Source organism: Solibacillus palustris (genome assembly GCF_022549215.1).
Classification (GTDB): domain Bacteria; phylum Bacillota; class Bacilli; order Bacillales_A; family Planococcaceae; genus Solibacillus; species Solibacillus daqui.
The window spans coordinates 1,088,021-1,104,299 of sequence record NZ_JAKZFC010000001.1 but is presented as its reverse complement, the minus strand read 5'-3'; the positions used below and the strand labels follow the sequence as shown (position 1 = coordinate 1,104,299).

General features: G+C 39.3%; 13 protein-coding genes. 2 read left to right on the top strand and 11 right to left on the bottom strand.

Features of this window, described 5'->3' with window-relative positions; all coding sequences use genetic code 11:
* Positions 1–289: 289 nt before the first annotated feature.
* From LZ480_RS05220 to LZ480_RS05210, 3 genes are read right to left on the bottom strand one after another with little or no spacing between them, the layout of a single operon-like run.
* The gene (locus LZ480_RS05220; protein WP_241368319.1) at positions 290–2,575 is read right to left on the bottom strand and encodes a DEAD/DEAH box helicase; all 2,286 of its coding nucleotides are present in this window, start codon (positions 2,573–2,575) and stop codon (positions 290–292) included.
* Positions 2,565–2,933: a YppE family protein gene (locus LZ480_RS05215; RefSeq protein WP_241368318.1), complete on the bottom strand. Its 369-nt coding sequence runs from the start codon at positions 2,931–2,933 to the stop codon at positions 2,565–2,567. The genes LZ480_RS05220 and LZ480_RS05215 overlap by 11 nt, the downstream gene beginning before the upstream one ends.
* Before the next feature lie 50 nt (positions 2,934–2,983).
* Positions 2,984–3,181 (bottom strand): molecular chaperone, encoded by a 198-nt coding sequence (locus tag LZ480_RS05210; protein ID WP_241368317.1) that lies wholly within the window; start codon positions 3,179–3,181, stop codon positions 2,984–2,986.
* Between the two features lie 212 nt (positions 3,182–3,393).
* On the opposite strand from LZ480_RS05210, the gene recU reads away from it, so the two are divergent.
* Complete coding sequence (recU, locus tag LZ480_RS05205) at positions 3,394–4,053, top strand: Holliday junction resolvase RecU (protein ID WP_241368316.1); 660 nt, start codon at positions 3,394–3,396, stop codon at positions 4,051–4,053.
* Position 4,054: 1 nt separating this feature from the next.
* Positions 4,055–6,769, top strand: coding sequence for a PBP1A family penicillin-binding protein (locus tag LZ480_RS05200; RefSeq protein WP_241368315.1), 2,715 nt, complete (start codon positions 4,055–4,057; stop codon positions 6,767–6,769).
* A 57-nt stretch (positions 6,770–6,826) separates the two neighbouring features.
* On the opposite strand, the gene LZ480_RS05195 is transcribed toward LZ480_RS05200, so the two are convergent.
* The 8 genes from LZ480_RS05195 to LZ480_RS05160 all read right to left on the bottom strand — a co-directional run bounded on the left by LZ480_RS05195 (position 6,827) and on the right by LZ480_RS05160 (position 16,169).
* The gene (locus LZ480_RS05195) at positions 6,827–7,171 is read right to left on the bottom strand and encodes a YpoC family protein (protein WP_241368314.1); all 345 of its coding nucleotides are present in this window, start codon (positions 7,169–7,171) and stop codon (positions 6,827–6,829) included.
* Positions 7,168–7,827 carry an endonuclease III gene (gene nth / locus LZ480_RS05190; protein WP_241368313.1) on the bottom strand — a complete coding sequence of 220 codons (660 nt, stop codon included), beginning with the start codon at positions 7,825–7,827 and terminating at the stop codon, positions 7,168–7,170. The genes LZ480_RS05195 and nth overlap by 4 nt, the downstream gene beginning before the upstream one ends.
* A 15-nt stretch (positions 7,828–7,842) precedes the next feature.
* Positions 7,843–8,571, bottom strand: a complete 729-nt coding sequence (locus LZ480_RS05185) for a DnaD domain-containing protein (protein ID WP_241368312.1) — start codon at positions 8,569–8,571, stop codon at positions 7,843–7,845.
* Between the two features lie 84 nt (positions 8,572–8,655).
* Positions 8,656–9,951 (bottom strand): asparagine--tRNA ligase, encoded by a 1,296-nt coding sequence (asnS, locus tag LZ480_RS05180; RefSeq protein WP_241368311.1) that lies wholly within the window; start codon positions 9,949–9,951, stop codon positions 8,656–8,658.
* Positions 9,952–9,978: 27 nt separating this feature from the next.
* Positions 9,979–11,175 carry a pyridoxal phosphate-dependent aminotransferase gene (locus LZ480_RS05175; RefSeq protein WP_241368310.1) on the bottom strand — a complete coding sequence of 399 codons (1,197 nt, stop codon included), beginning with the start codon at positions 11,173–11,175 and terminating at the stop codon, positions 9,979–9,981.
* Between the two features lie 13 nt (positions 11,176–11,188).
* On the bottom strand, positions 11,189–11,671 hold the full coding sequence (locus tag LZ480_RS05170) for a cell wall elongation regulator TseB-like domain-containing protein (RefSeq protein ID WP_241368309.1): 483 nt from the start codon (positions 11,669–11,671) through the stop codon (positions 11,189–11,191).
* Positions 11,672–11,768: 97 nt separating this feature from the next.
* A complete protein-coding gene (gene dinG / locus LZ480_RS05165) occupies positions 11,769–14,552 on the bottom strand; it encodes an ATP-dependent DNA helicase DinG (RefSeq protein ID WP_241368308.1) in 2,784 nt (927 codons plus the stop codon).
* A 468-nt stretch (positions 14,553–15,020) separates the two neighbouring features.
* Positions 15,021–16,169: a cation:proton antiporter gene (locus LZ480_RS05160; RefSeq protein WP_241368307.1), complete on the bottom strand. Its 1,149-nt coding sequence runs from the start codon at positions 16,167–16,169 to the stop codon at positions 15,021–15,023.
* Positions 16,170–16,279: the final 110 nt, after the last annotated feature.

Below are 16,279 nucleotides of genomic sequence, written 5' to 3'. Positions count from 1 at the left end.
CTTACAGTGGGGCTATTATCATCGTAACCGCTATTCTCTCGCTCCTTATCTAGATACACTTGTTTAATGAAACTAATTTATACCCGCGGTTGATTATAAGCGAATCGAGGGGAATAATCCATATTTATACAAAATATTTTTTTGAAATAATTTCACTTTTTTTACGATTACCGTTCGTTCCAAATAAAATTTAATCAAAAAAAGTCTAGAAATCCTTTAATTTACAATCTAATAAAAGAAGGAAATTTAAAAGGTTGAATGCATCAATAGCGTCCAACCTCTTTTACATTTATTTATTTAATTCACTTGCTAAGTTTTGCAATAGTTTAATCGCATCTTTTTTTGGACTGTCAGTTAAACTGTTTTGTGGTCCTACACATGAAGGGCAACCACTTGGGCAAGGACATAATTGAACATGTTTTAACGTTCTTTCTACAAGGCTTAAAATAATATCATAAACCTTCTCACTTAACCCGATACCACCTGGATAGCTGTCATAGATAAACAGCGTCGGCTTCTCATTGTGCGTAGCTTTAACCTGTGGGACTACTGAAACATCGGTACGATCACAATGAATGAATAATGGAATAAAACTTCCTAGAGCTTGTGCAGCACCTTCAAGCGCTTCTGCCAACCTTTCATCATTCCAACCTTCGACTACTTCAAAGCTTAACCATGTTGCATTTGTGTGCATTTCCATCGGTGGTAAGTTAATTGGGCCCGAGCCAATATTCTCGTTTTTTTCATGCAGTTTTATTTTTTTGAAAATCGTTGGAATAGCAAGCAGACTGACATCTCCGTAGCTAACCGTCGCACCACTGAAGCTTGCTGATTTGTCTTCACTTAATACTTTTAATTCTACCGCTAAATTGGCATCCGTAAAATAATCAACATCAACCTCTCGTACAAATGCCTTCTTTTCATCCCAATCGAGCTTTTCCACCTGGAATTGTGTCCCTTGATGAATATAAATGGCCTCTTCATGTAAAAGCGTCATTGCACTGTAAGTATCCATTTCACCGATTACTTTTGTATTGCTAGGCGTTGAAATATCTATAATTACGACATTTTCCTGAGCAGCAGAACGCAATGAAATTTCATGCGCTGGAAAACGTTCACTCATCCAGTGCCATTTGGTCGATGTTTTGACAAGTACTCCCTCTTCCTCCAAATAAGCAAGCAACTCCTGTACCTCATATTCACCGTATGAATCGGCCTTTGAAAAAGGCAATTCAAAAGCGGCACACTTTAAATGCTCCATTAAAATTAACATGTTTTCAGGATTAATACGGGCTTCCTCAGGCGAGCTACCTAACATAAAGCTCGGATGCTGCACAACATATTGATCAAGCGCGGTAGATTGAGCTACATAAACAATTAATGCCTCGTCCTGACGTCTTCCCGCGCGCCCTGCTTGTTGCCATGCACTCGCTATATTCCCCGGGTAGCCTGTCATAATGCATGCTTGTAATTGACCAATATCAACCCCTAGTTCAAGCGCATTTGTACTTATGACCATTTGAATTTTGCCATCGCGCAAACCTTTTTCGATTTCTCGACGCTCACTCGGTAAATAGCCACCTCGGTAACCTTGAATGGATTCATCAGCAATTTTTTTCGTTGTTAATGATTTTAAGTACGTCACAAGCATTTCCACACGTACACGGGATTTCGCAAAAATAATTGTTTGAATGCCCGTTTCAAAAAGACGTCTCGAAATATCACGCACTTCTAGTACCGCACTCCGACGTACACCAAATGTGGGATGTATAATCGGTGGATTGTAAAAGACAAAAGTTTTCTTCCCTACTGGCGCACCTGACTTTGAAATAAGTTCATGTTGCGCGTTCGTTAAACTTTCGGCAAGCTCTTTTGGATTTTTAATGGTCGCACTTGTACAAATGAAAATAGGATTACTTCCGTAAAATTCACAAATGCGCTGTAATCGGCGAATGACATGTGCCACATGTGAACCAAATACCCCTTTATACGAATGTAACTCATCGATCACAATGTACTTTAAGTTTTCAAACAACGATACCCATTTCGTATGGTGCGGCAAAATGCCCGAATGTAGCATATCCGGGTTTGTCATCACGATATGACCTGCCTTACGAATTTTTTGGCGAATACCAGGCGCTGTGTCACCATCATATGTATAGCTTAAAATATCCTCGTCCATTAGCTCAATTAGTTCATTTAAATCCGATTTTTGGTCTTGAGCTAACGCTTTTGTTGGAAATAAATAAATTGCACGACTTGATTTATCTTCTAAAATTTTTTGTAACACCGGTAAATGATAGCAATACGATTTCCCTGATGCTGTTGGTGTAATTGCCGTAAAGTGCTTATCTTGCTGTGCATAGTCAAACGCTTGACGCTGATGTGTATATAGCTGTTTGATATCTCGTGCATGAAGTGCCTTTTTAATAGAATGATGCATTTCAGCAGGGAAATCCGCATAATGAGCTGGTGTGGCTTCGATGGTATGCATGCTCGTGATATTGTGTTTCATTTCCTCATCGAATTGCCATTCTGCTAATAGCTCACTTACCGTACGTTTTTTACTCAACATGTGCATCACCTTCCTCAATTTTTCGTACGACTAAATGGAGCGTATACATCGTAGATTGAATCGATTGGATGAAGCGTTTTTTACTTGTGCCTTTATAAAAAGACTGCACAACAAATTGCTCCATCGCATCAGCTGCATGGTCAATTTGTTGTACATATAAATTTTTGGGCGCTGTTTTTGAAATCCAAATTTGCGCGAGCTGTTGCCAGATTTTTAATTGGGCATGAATCGAATCTGCATGCGGCTTTACTTCATTAAAAAAATCTGGCTCTCGATCCTCATCACGCATTTTTTGAAAACGTGTTAAACACGCCTCGCATTCTTGTATTAAAATTTTAGTTTGATCCATTAATTGCATTGTATACACCTCAACGTTAAAAGCTCATTTTTCGTTTAGTGTATCAAATTCTAATCATTTGTACTACTCATATACGAACGTGTATTCTTTACTTGCTCTCTATTTTCTGCTAAGCTAACCTTTTGATAAACGGCAAGGGTACGCAATAAATAGTGTTGTGAAAGATGCAGGCGTTGCTGTTCAAATTGTAGTGTAAGCAAATTTTGTGCTAAGTCGATTTGCCGAATGATAGATGCAATTTTACTCAATCGGTTCCCCCCTTTTTTTTGAATAGATTCGCTAAAGTCTTATTTATTCCTTTGTCTAAGACAAAACTGGTGCTGATTCGCTAAAAGTAGTGCTTTTTTGCAATATTTTTATTAATTACAACAAGATTAAAGACAATTAAAATTATTTTGTATTAGTATCTTTATGGTAAAATGTTGACGTACGTTTTCGTAACAAGAAGGATGGTGATTCCATGGTCATACGTTACCCAAATGGTAAACTTTACATCGGTACGAAAGAAGACGAGCCAAAACAGTTAAAAGTGAGGGCATCAAAAGGAACAAAAAAAAAAGAAGTTTCGTATAGTAACCGTGGAAAAAGCTTAGAAGATGATTTAAATGAAACAAATGTGTTTTATTTACAGCAAAAATTGGCAATTATACACAAGAAACCTGTTCCAATCCAAATCGTCAAAGTAGATTATCCGGCAAGAAGTGCTGCAGTTATTCGTGAGGCTTATTTCCGCACGCCTTCAACGACGGATTATAATGGTGTGTACAATGGCTACTATATCGATTTTGAAGCAAAGGAAACGGATAGTAAAACATCCTTTCCATTGAAAAATATCCATCCACACCAAATGGAACATATGAAATCGGTTCTACATCAACGTGGTATTTCGTTTTTTATCGTGCGTTTTAGTACGCTTCAACGCAACTTTGTCGTATTATATGAAATTGTGGAACGATTCTACGAGAATATGAAAAATGGTGGTAGAAAATCGATTCCATTCACTTTTTTTGAAACCGAGGCAATTGAAATTCACGAAGGCTATTTACCTCGGCTAGATTATTTAAAAGCAGTGGATGTATTAATCGCAGACAAAGCAGTTTGTGAAAGTGAGGAGAAATAACGTGACGGAAAAAAGAAGAACACGTGAAGATATTAAGCGTGAACGTCAATCACAACAAAAAGCAAAAAAAACTAAAAATAAAACATCCGCTGGAAAATGGATTAAACGCATCGTGTTAACCATTGTCTTAATCGGAGGGTTAGGTTTAGCGAGTGGAGCCGCATTATTTGGCTACTACGTAAGCAAAGCACCAGAATTAGACGAGGAATTATTAAAAGACCCTATATCTTCTGAGTTTTACGATGTGAATGGAGAGCTATTTGCAAAAATAGGGGCAGAAAATCGTGAATATGTCAAATATGAAGATATTCCACAACAAATGATCGATGCCATCATTGCAACAGAAGATTCTCGTTTCTTTGAACATTTCGGTGTCGATTTATGGCGTTTAGGTGGTGCGGTATTTGCCAACCTCCGAGACGGCTTTGGTGCGCAAGGTGCGAGTACAATTACACAGCAAGTTGTCAAAAATTCATTCTTTACAAATGAGAAAAAATTAGAGCGTAAAGCACAAGAGGCATGGCTTGCTGTGCAGCTAGAACGCCAATATTCAAAAGAAGAAATTTTTGAAATGTACTTCAATAAAATATTAATGTCTGGTCGAATTTATGGATTCGGAACAGCGGCTAAAGAATTTTATGGCAAAGAATTAAGCGAATTAACATTAGCAGAATCTGCTCAATTAGCGGGTATGCCACAAAGCCCAAATAACTTTAACCCATACAAAAAACCAGAAAATGCTGAAAAACGTCGTAATATTGTCCTTTCTTTAATGGTACAACACAACAAAATTACACAAGCTCAAGCGGATGAAGCAAAAGCCGTAGATATTACAGCTGGCTTAATTCCTGAAGAACAACGTGTGGCCAATCTCGAAACGAAATACCCTGCGTTTTTAGACGTTGTATTATCAGAGCTAGAGGAAAAGGGCGATGGTGAATTAATTGCTGAAGGGATTAAAGTATACACAACGCTTGATCCACAAGCACAAACAATCGTAGAAAATGTCATGAATAACGACAGCAACTTCCCTACTGAAAACATTGAAGCGGGTGTTGCAGTTGTCGATACACAAACAGGTGAACTTCGTGCCATTGGTGGTGGTCGTAACTATAAAGGCTTTAACTATAACTTTGCCTATGACAACTCATCCCGCTCTCCAGGTTCGACAATTAAACCTTTAATTGATTACGGTCCAGCAATCGAGCATTTAAAATGGTCTACAGGTCAAACATTGGTCGATGAACCTATGAATTACACAGGATCAAAACAAGTTATCACAAACTGGGATAGCAAGTACTTAGGTCCGATGACAGCACGTGAAGCATTGTATGCATCTCGAAATATCCCAGCAGTTAAGGCATTTAAAGAAGTTGGCGCAGATCGTGCACAGCAATTTATTGCAAACTTAGGGATTAAAACGGATAGCCTAGTAGAGTCAGATGCAATCGGTGGCGGTCATGTAACAATGTCACCAATTCAAATGGCTGCATCTTATGCAGCATTTGGTAATAACGGCACGTATAACGACGCACATTCGATTTCAAAAATCGTATTCCGTGATGGTAAAACATCAAAATCTTATAAACCAGAACCAAAAATTGCAATGAGTGATTATACAGCTTATATGGTGACAGATATTTTACGTGATGTTGTCAGTAACAAGCGTAATGCCTCTGCACCACGTGCTGCAGTTTCTGGCGTTGATATCGCTGGGAAAACAGGAACTACTAACTATTCTTCAGATGAATTTAGTAAATTTAATTTAAAACGTGGTTCTGTACCAGATTCATGGTTTGCTGGCTACTCAACGAACTACTCGATTGCCATTTGGGGCGGGTATTCAAAGCGAAAAGATGCCATCACGACTTGGGACGAACGCTGGATGCCTCAATATTTATTCAAATCAATTATGACTGATTTAGATCGCAACAATCCATCATCTTCATTTAAACAGCCAAGCTCGGTTGTGTCTGCAGATGTTGTGATTGGGTCAAAACCTTTACAATTAGCAACCAGCTACACACCATCAAATATGCGTAGCAAAGAACTTTTTGTTAAAGGTACACAACCAACTGAATATTCAGAAGAATATGTTCCACAAACGTTGGATGCTCCAACAGGTCTAACTGCAACATTCAATGAAGTGGCACAGCTTGCAGACTTATCATGGACACACCCTTCACTTACAGAAGGTACGGATGAAAACGGTGAAAATTTAGATCCAGTCACATATGAAGTGAAAATGAGCGTTGAAGGTGGGGCTTCTAGTGTCGTAGCAACATCAAGTGCTACTACTGCTCAAATTCCAGGTATTGAAAAAGGAAAAACATATAACTTTACAGTAACTGCAATTTCAGGTGATTTACGCAGTGATCCAGCATCTGTAACATTATTTGTTGAAGGTGAACCAGTCGTGGAAGAACCTACAAAGCCCGAAGAACCAGACGACAATAACGAAAAACCAAGCCAACCAGAAAATCCAAATGATTCTACCGATAACGGTAATAATGGTAACGGTAACGGTAACGGTAACAATGGCAATGGCAATGGCAATGGCAATGGCAATGGCAATGGTAACGGTAACGGTAACGGTAACAATGGTAATGGCAACGGTAACACGGAAGTTCCAGATGAAACTACTCCACCACCAACACAACCAACTGATCCTACCACACCAGGTACAGACGATGGTACTACGGATGATGGAGAATAACAATTAAAATAGAAAAGGCTAAGCGAAGAACATAATATTCTTTGCTTAGCCTTTTCTTTATATCATTCGCAATCTTGCACAGCGCTTTTTTGTTTCCTTATACAGCTCATCCAACTGACGATAGCAAGCATATTGTGCTGGTCGCATTTTGATGAATTGGAAACGCTCCATACCGTTAATTGGCATCAACTCATACTCCACCTGCACCGAAAAGCCAGCATCGGATTCCGCGCTATTAATTAATAGCTGCTCGTAATGCGCAATCCCCTTTAGCATTGCCTCTAGAGCCGAGCCATCACGGCGGTCATGTGCGGCATGGATGTCGTCACGTAGCGCTTCCCATTCGTTAAACCAAGCATCAACGCGCTCTTTAGAAATCATGTCTTTTTTTACGGCAATCATACCTTCACCAAACCTTTTTTCAAGCGTTTTTGACCTTCTCGGCAATCAGCAAGTAACGGGCATTTTTCACAGCCTGGATTTTGTGCCTTACAATGATATCGGCCAAAGAAAATGATTTGATGATGTGCGCGACTCCAACGTTCAATTGGTGTTTTCTTCATTATCGTTTCTTCTACTTCAAGCACATTATCTTTCCATCGACATAGGCCCAAGCGCTTTGTCACACGCTCTACATGCGTGTCCACTGCCATTGCAGGTACATCAAACGCTACCGACAATACAACGTTAGCCGTTTTTCGTCCAACACCTGGTAATGTCACAAGCTCCTCGCGCGAAGCAGGAATTTCACCATCATATTCAGCCAATATTCGTTCACATAACAGCTGAATGTTTTTCGCCTTATTGCGATAAAGCCCTATCGAACGAATGTCATTTTGCAGTTCTTCTAGTGACACATTTAAATAGTCTTGCGGTGTTTTATATTTTTGGAACAAATCCTTTGTTACTTTATTGACTAGTACATCTGTACACTGCGCTGAAAGAAGTGTCGCAATCGTTAATTCAAACGGATTGTCGTGCACAAGTTCACAGTGTGCGTCTGGATACATATCGTCCATCGTATCTAAAAATTCTAGCCATTTCGCTTTTGTTAACATGCGCGCTTCTCCCTTCTATTCGCGTTCTTCTAACCAGTTATAGAACGGCGCTTTTTTTGTTTGTGGTGCCTGTTGTTGATTGTATGGCTTTTGAGTAGGTGGCTGCATCGTAAATTTTCGGTACTGTTCGCTATGCTGCTCGATTTGCGATGGAGTTTTAATATTTTTCTTTTTCCATTCAATTAAAATTCGGTCAATATAGCGTAGACTTACCTTACTTGCAAGCACTGCTTCTTTGAGCGCTGCTTTAATAACTTCAGGCGTATGATGGTCAATATCCATCCACATACTAATTGTTTCAATTTCAATTGGCGATAGTAAGCGCCCTAATTCCTGCTCAAACAATTGGAAAATCTTTGCCTCGTCAACCTTTTGTGTTTTCACTTGGCTTTGCATTTCTTTTGATTGCAATAAATCAAGCAGTCGCTCCCAAAGTGGATGCAACGAATATTTCTCAACGATACGGCCTGATTCGTCGGTGCTTTGTGAAATTTCAACAAAACCTTTTTGCATTAGGCGCTGCAATAGTTGACTGATGGTCATCATTTGAAAGCTTGTACGCGCTAGTAAATCATTGGGTGTTGGAAAATCGACACCCTCTTGTGCAAAGCTCATTAAATGTAAGGCGATTAACGCTTCATCATCTTGAATGTTCATTTCACTATAATGTTTAAAAAACAGTTGTGGAACCGTTATTTGTTGTTGCTCTGTCCAAACGCGGATTCGATTAAATTGATTGTCCATAGTTAGAATCCCCTTTGTCACTATTGTAATAACAAAGCGCCCGGTTAATTGACCGGACGCTCTGTGAAAAATGTAGTTTTTATATTATGGGTACAGACGGTTTAATAAACGTGGGAATGGAATTGTTTCACGGATGTGCTCAGTTCCTGAAATCCACGCTACTGTACGCTCTAAACCAAGACCGAAGCCTGAGTGCGGTACTGATCCTTGTTTACGAAGCTCTAAATACCAAGCGTATGCGTCCATTGATAAGTTGTGCTCTTCTAAGCGAGATTTTAATAATTCATAATCGTGAATACGCTCAGAACCACCGATAATTTCTCCGTAGCCTTCTGGTGCAATTAAGTCCGCACATAATACAACGTCATCGCGCTCTGGATGTGGTTGCATGTAGAATGGCTTAATACCTACTGGGTAGCACGTAATAAATACCGGCTTGTCGTAAGCATTGGCAATCGCTGTTTCGTGTGGCGCACCGAAATCATCGCCCCACTGAATATCATCAAAGCCTTGTTCGTGTAAGAACTTGATTGCATCATCATAAGAAATACGTGGGAATGGTGCTTGAATGTTTTCTAATTTTGATGTATCACGACCAAGACGCTCTAAATCCATTTTACAATTTTTAAGAACCGATTGTACGATATGAGATACATACTGTTCTTGTACTTCTAAGTTTTCTTCAAACTCTACGAATGCCATTTCAGGCTCGATCATCCAAAATTCGATTAAGTGACGACGCGTTTTCGATTTTTCCGCACGGAATGTCGGACCAAAAGAGAATACTTTCCCTAGTGCCATTGCCGCAGCTTCCATGTATAGCTGACCAGATTGTGAAAGGTAAGCATCCTCATCAAAGTATTTCGTAGCAAATAGCTCTGAAGTACCTTCTGGAGCTGAACCAGTTAGGATTGGTGGATCCATTTTTGTAAATCCGTTTTCGTTGAAGAACTCATAAGTTGCACGAATAATTTCGTTACGCACTTTCATTACTGCGTGTTGTTTACGAGAACGTAACCATAAGTGACGGTTGTCCATTAAGAACTCAGTACCGTGCTCTTTTGGTGTGATTGGGAAATCCACTGCTGCGTGAATCACTTCGATACCTGTTACATTTAACTCTGCACCGAAAGTAGAACGCTCATCTGCTTTTACTTCGCCAACGATGTACATTGAAGTTTCTTGCGTCATACCTTTTGCTACTGCAAATAACTCTTCGCCTACTTCTTCTTTTACAACAACGCCTTGTGCGAAGCCTGAGCCATCACGTAATTGTAAGAATGCTAATTTACCACTAGCGCGTTTGTTTGCTAACCAAGCACCGATTTTTACTGTTTCGCCAATATGCGCAGGCATATCTTTGATCATAATTTTTTTCATAAAGTCCTCCAAAACTAAGTTGCAGCTCTATTTATCTTGCCATTTTGTTTTCACAAAAGTTTCGATTCGATTGACTGCTTCTTCTAATAATTCTAAAGATGTTGCATACGATAAGCGCATTGTTGCAGGTGCACCAAAGCCTGAACCTGGGATTACTGCTACGTTGGCTTCTGTTAATAATGCATTTGCAAAATCATCCACAGATGCATAACCTGTTTTTGCTGCTGCTTCTGATACGTCTGGTAGTAAGTAGAATGCACCTTGTGGCTTTAATACTTTGAAACCAGGAATCGCCGCTAATTTCGGGAAAATCGCCTCTAAACGAGATTCAAACGCTTGACGCATCATTTCAACTGTTTCTTGAGAACCGTTGTATGCTTCTACAGTTGCATATTGCGCAGTAGTTGTTGCATTTGAAGTAGAATGTGATGCTAAGTCCGTCATTGCATTAATAATATCTTTATCGCCAGCAGCGTAACCGATACGCCAGCCTGTCATTGAGTGTGATTTTGCAACACCGTTTACAACGATTGTACGCGCTTTAATTGCATCAGAAAGCTGTGCAATTGAAAAATGCTCTACTCCATTGTAAACAAGCTTTTCATAAATTTCATCTGAAACGATTAAAATATCTTTTTCTTCTGCAACTTTTGCAAGCTCTGCTAATTCTTCTTTTGAATAAATCATGCCAGAAGGATTTGAAGGCGAGTTAATAATAACAGCTTTCGTCTTATTTGTAATCGCATCACGTAATTGAGAAGGTGTAATTTTGTAGCCTTGATCTGCTGTACCTTCTACGTATACTGGCACACCTCCTGCTAACTTCACTTGCTCTGGATATGAAACCCAATATGGAATTGGGATGATTACTTCATCGCCCTCATCTAAGATCACTTGGAACAATGTATACAATACATGCTTTGCACCAACACCAACTAAAATTTCATTCGCTTGATATGTAAGCCCATTATCGCGCTGTAATTTGTCAATGATTGCTTTCTTTAATACAGGTAAACCACCAGCTGGCGTATACTTTGTTAGACCTGCATCCATTGACGCTTTTGCTGCATTTAAAATGTTTTCTGGCGTGTTGAAGTCAGGTTCCCCTGCTCCTAGCCCGATTACATCAATCCCCTGCTCTTTTAGTTCTTTCGCCTTCGCAGTAATTGCTAAAGTTGAAGATGGTGTTAATGTTTTAACACGCTTTGCTAACAGTTGTTTCATTGTCATTTCTCCTCTACAAATTCAATATGCGTTTCCACCATTGTCCATTTTCATGCAATAAATAGACATAGTTTAAGCTTCCAGACTTAGAAATGTAGGTAATTTCCCACACTGGGCCAGGTTGCTCAAAGCCTAATTTTGTATGAAGTATTTCTTTTACAGCAGTTTCATTACGGAAGCGCTCTAACGCCTCATCCTCTGTAATTCCCTCTGCCAAAAAAACCTCTTGCATTGAATTTTCATCTAAACTCATCGGGACGAAGATCGCCTTCTCTTTACCATATTCGTCTACACCAATTACGGTTACATAAGGCTTATTTCCGTTGTATACGTATGAATCTTCAACAACAGCAAGTGCCTTCGTATCTATTGCAAACTGCTCAGCTTTTTGCTCTATGTCAGAAAACGGCTCGTCTGCCTTCCAAAATACGAAGACCGAGATAACAAGTGACAAAGATAAAATAAAGACAACTGAAAAGATGATCCAGTTTTTCATGGCTGCACCTTACATTTCAATTGATTTTGTAGTACAGTGACATTCGCTGTACTGAATGGATAGTTTCGTTTCATATTTGTCGACCTGCTTTCCTTCCTCATCGTTTTTCATTATACCAATTTCCAAGCTGTTGTACCATACTGTGAAGAGGCAGTTTTTGTATTGATATTGGCGGTAATGCCTCGATAAACTCTTGTCCGTATGATTTCGTTTCTATTCGGCGATCTAAAACGATAAACGCCCCCCTGTCATGACTTGAACGAATTAATCGACCAAAACCTTGTTTAAAGCGAAGAACTGCTTCTGGCAATGCCAGTTCTGTAAATGCATTTATGCCTTGTTTTTGTAAATGCTCAGCGCGCGCTTTAAATGATGGCTCTTCTGGTGCAGAAAATGGCAGACGCACAACAATGACCGTTGCTAACCCGTCTCCCGGTACATCCACTCCTTCCCAGAAACTATTCGTACCAAATAACACCGAATGATTGAACTTCTGGAATGATTTTAACAAGCGCATACGACTACCTGCAGTAACTCCTTGCGCAAACAGCATATAGTCACTTAGCAATTCGCTTTCATGAATTAAATCCACTGTTTGACGTAGCATCTCTTGTGAAGTAAATAATACAAACGAACGCCCTTCTGTCATTCGCACCGCATTTGTAATCGCATGTGCCACTTCTTCGATAAAATCTGATTGTGACACTGTCTGAATATCGGGCATATCGTCAACAATATAGACATGTGCCCCGTCATAGTAGCTTGGATCAGCATGTAATTTTTCAATTTGTATAGACGCGTCAATGCCCAATTGGTTCGCTATGAAGCGTTCATTATTCGGCACTGTTAATGTTCCTGATGTCCAAATGACCGCGCTTTGCTCCCGAATTGGCGCAAATAGCTTATGGATAATATTCGTTACATCCACTGGCTTTTTATAAAGCTGAATACTGCCGGGTAAGCTACGTTTATCAAGTTCAATCCAGCATGAATAATTGTCTTCTTGACGTAAAAAGACATCATCCCACTCGGACAATTTAATCGTTAATTCATCCATCCAATATTGCCATTGCTCTAGTAAATATTGATGCTCTGGCGCAAGCTCATTTACATCCGTCATAAACTGCAAATGAAGTGATTTTGCACCGTCCAACCATTGCTGAATAAGTGATGCCACTTTTTCAAATGGTGCTTGCGGTAGTTCTAATTCGTTTAAAAACAGCGAGATTTTTTGCTGCTTAAGTGCATTTTTCGGATGCTTTTTCACGGTATTGAATAATATGGTAATTGCTTCATCAAAGCTTTGTACCAGTTGTAGAAAACGTTTTTCTAATTGTTGCAATGTTTGCTGATTTGAAACATGCTTTTTATATGCCATTTTGCTTAGTTTAAAGTACAATGCTTCATCTTCGTACGTACCAATTTGACCAAATAAGTATTTCCAATTCATATATGAAAAGATTTTTTCGTCTTGATTAATCGCAGCCTGTATAAATTGATGCGCTTCATCGATAATCCAGCCCCCGAATTCATTAAAAATTTGGTCATGACGCACTAAATCACTTAGTAACATCGCATGGTTTGTTATAATAATGTCCGCTTGTTTACTTGATTGTATCGCACGCGAATAAAAATCATACAGTGGCATTGTCGTTTTTGGTAATGCCGTTTTGCGAATTTTTTCGAGCAATAATTGCCCACCGCCTGAGACATTTAATTCGTTTAAATCCCCTGTTTTGGTTTTGGCTAGCCAAATTAAAGTTTGTAGTAATGTAAACGTTTCATCATAAGAATCGTCTAGGGATTTTAATTGCTTTTCAAACTTTTCTACATCCACATAGTGATTCATGCCCTTTAGTAGCGCAACTTTTATTGGTTGACCAAGTATCTGTTCAATAACAGGGATTTCATTTTGCAAAAGTTGGTCAAGTAAGTGTGATGTATACGTACTAATTCCAACTTTTTGATTTGTTTGTTTCGCATAAAAAATAGACGGTATTAAATAGCCCATCGTTTTACCGATACCTGTTGATGCTTCAATAACATGTTCTTGTTTAGCCATTAGCTTTTCATAAATACGGTCCATCATGACAAATTGCTGTGGGCGCAGTTCAAAATTCGGAATCGCCTTTTGCAATAATGCCAATTTTTCTTCTACTGTTTGGGGATACGGTTGTAGTTGTTCATAGCCTTTTGGTGTTGGTGCCATTTTACGAATTGCAATTTTATTGAAAAAAACATGCTCACGGTCATCTGAAACTTTTGAACGCTTCATGACAAGTGCATCAAAAAATAACTGCGCTAAATTGGATCGCAAACGGAATGAACGCTTGTGTAGCTGTTCTAATGTTACTAAAGGTAATGTTAGCAACTCTTCCCAGCAGCGCTTCAGTAAAAACGCCGTAGCAAGCGCATCTTCATCAGCACGGTGCGCACTTTCAAGTGGAATGTTCAAATCGCTCGCCAAATCCCCTAATTTATAGCTTAATGACATCGGGAATAATATTTTTGCCAGTTCGACCGTATCCATTTTTTTCCCGTGCCATTTCGGTTGGCCCGCACGTGTAAACTCTGCCTGTAAAAACGCCAAATCAAAATCGGTATTATGTGCGACAAATACGGTATCCTGTAACAGTTCATAAATCGTGTCGGCATATGCTTCAAACGGCAGTGCATCTTTGACATCTTCGTCAGTAATATTCGTCAAATCCTGAATAAACAACGGTATCGGCTTCCCTGGATGAATAAATTTCGTATAAGTTTTCACTACTTGCCAATGTTGCATAATGACAATCGCAATTTGAATCATACGGTCACCATTTGCTGGGGAATGACCAGTTGTTTCGATATCGACAATGGCATATTTTTGACTTTCATTCATAATCATTCAACTCACAGTTCAAGTAATATAACGGCATTTTAACACAATAAGTTAGGTAAGGTCATGTAAATAAAACAAAAGCGGTAAAGCGCCTGTTCAGCCCCGACAGACATTGGAGGACCCGACGCAAAAGTAAACGCTCCACCACTTTTGCAGGAGGGATCGAAATGGCCGAAGGGCTGGCGCTTTAGCCTAGACGGCAGATGATTTTTTGTGAAAGTTATCCACAATTCGATAATTTATAGTTTCCTAAACAGCAAAAAAACCTAGTACTGCAATAACGCAAGCACTAGGTTAGTTATCATATGTAAGGTGTGCAGGGGCTCATCTCCCTGCACAAACAAAAGTCTCCCAGCAAGTCCGTGCTGTTTAGGTGGAGCTTTTGTGTGTGAAGACTAAATCTTCACCGAGGTTTTGGCACCTGTTTAATAGAATAATCGATTTGTACGCAATTAGCAAGTCCAAATTTTAAGAATGGTAGTGCTCCCGTGTTCCGAAAATTCCTTTTAACATTGGCGGTGTCACAAGTGTTGTAACAATAATAACGATAACCATTGGTGTATAGTCTTCTGCAGGTAATAACCCACTTGATAGACCCATACCGGCTAAAATTAATGCAACCTCACCACGTGAAATCATCCCCGCACCGATTCCAGTTGATGATTTCCAGCTGAAACCTGCTAGTTTTGCACCTAAACCCGAACCAATTAGTTTAGATAAAATCGCTACAATTGAAAACACAACTAAGAACCAAATATTTTCCGTAATGCCATCAAACGTTACAGATAATCCAATACTAACAAAGAAGAACGGTACGAACATACTACTCGCAATCGGTTCTACCTTATGTTCAATTGTTTCTTTAAACTCCGTACGACCAATAGCAATCCCCATAAAGAACGCACCAATAATTGCTGCAATACCGAAATAATGTTCACCAATGTACGCAAGTGCAAAACATGCTATGAGCGCACCACTTAGTAAAGACTCTGTTACTTTTAAACGGCTAAATGCCTTCAAGAATGGAGGAATTACGTACTTTGACACAACGAATAATAAGACAAAGAAGAATACTTTCCCACCGATTAATGTTGGAATCGATACATCATCCCCTACTAAGAAACTCATCGCAATTGCAATCAGTACAACGACGATAATATCATCAAGTACCGCCGCACCAAGTAATACTGAACCCTCTCTACTTTTTAACCAGCCAATTTCATTTAAAGTTTGAACAGAAATACTAACTGACGTTGCTGCAAGAGTTAAACCAATGAAAATAGCTTGACCTTGTGTTAGTCCAAATGACAATGCCAATGGATAGCTCAGTGCAATCGGTAAAATAACACCACCTACTGCAACAAATACTGCGCCTTTCATATTCGCATTTAAATCCTCTAAATCTGTTTCTAAACCGGCTAAAAACATCAGTAGAATAACACCAATCTGACTAAACGTTTGTATTACTTCGCTATCAGCAATCCAACCTAGCATTGCCGGACCTATAATAATCCCGATTAAGATTTTCCCTAGTACAGATGGTTGACCAAGTCGAACTGAAAAATGTCCGGCTATTTTTGTCGCTAATAAAACAATAACAATTTGAAAAATAAACATTTGGTGTCTCCTTTCTTTATACACAAAAAAGGCATAGCTGTAGCCAGTTTGACTGTCTCCACCATGCCTTGCTCTCGTATTCGAATATACTTATTTTAACGAAATAGAAT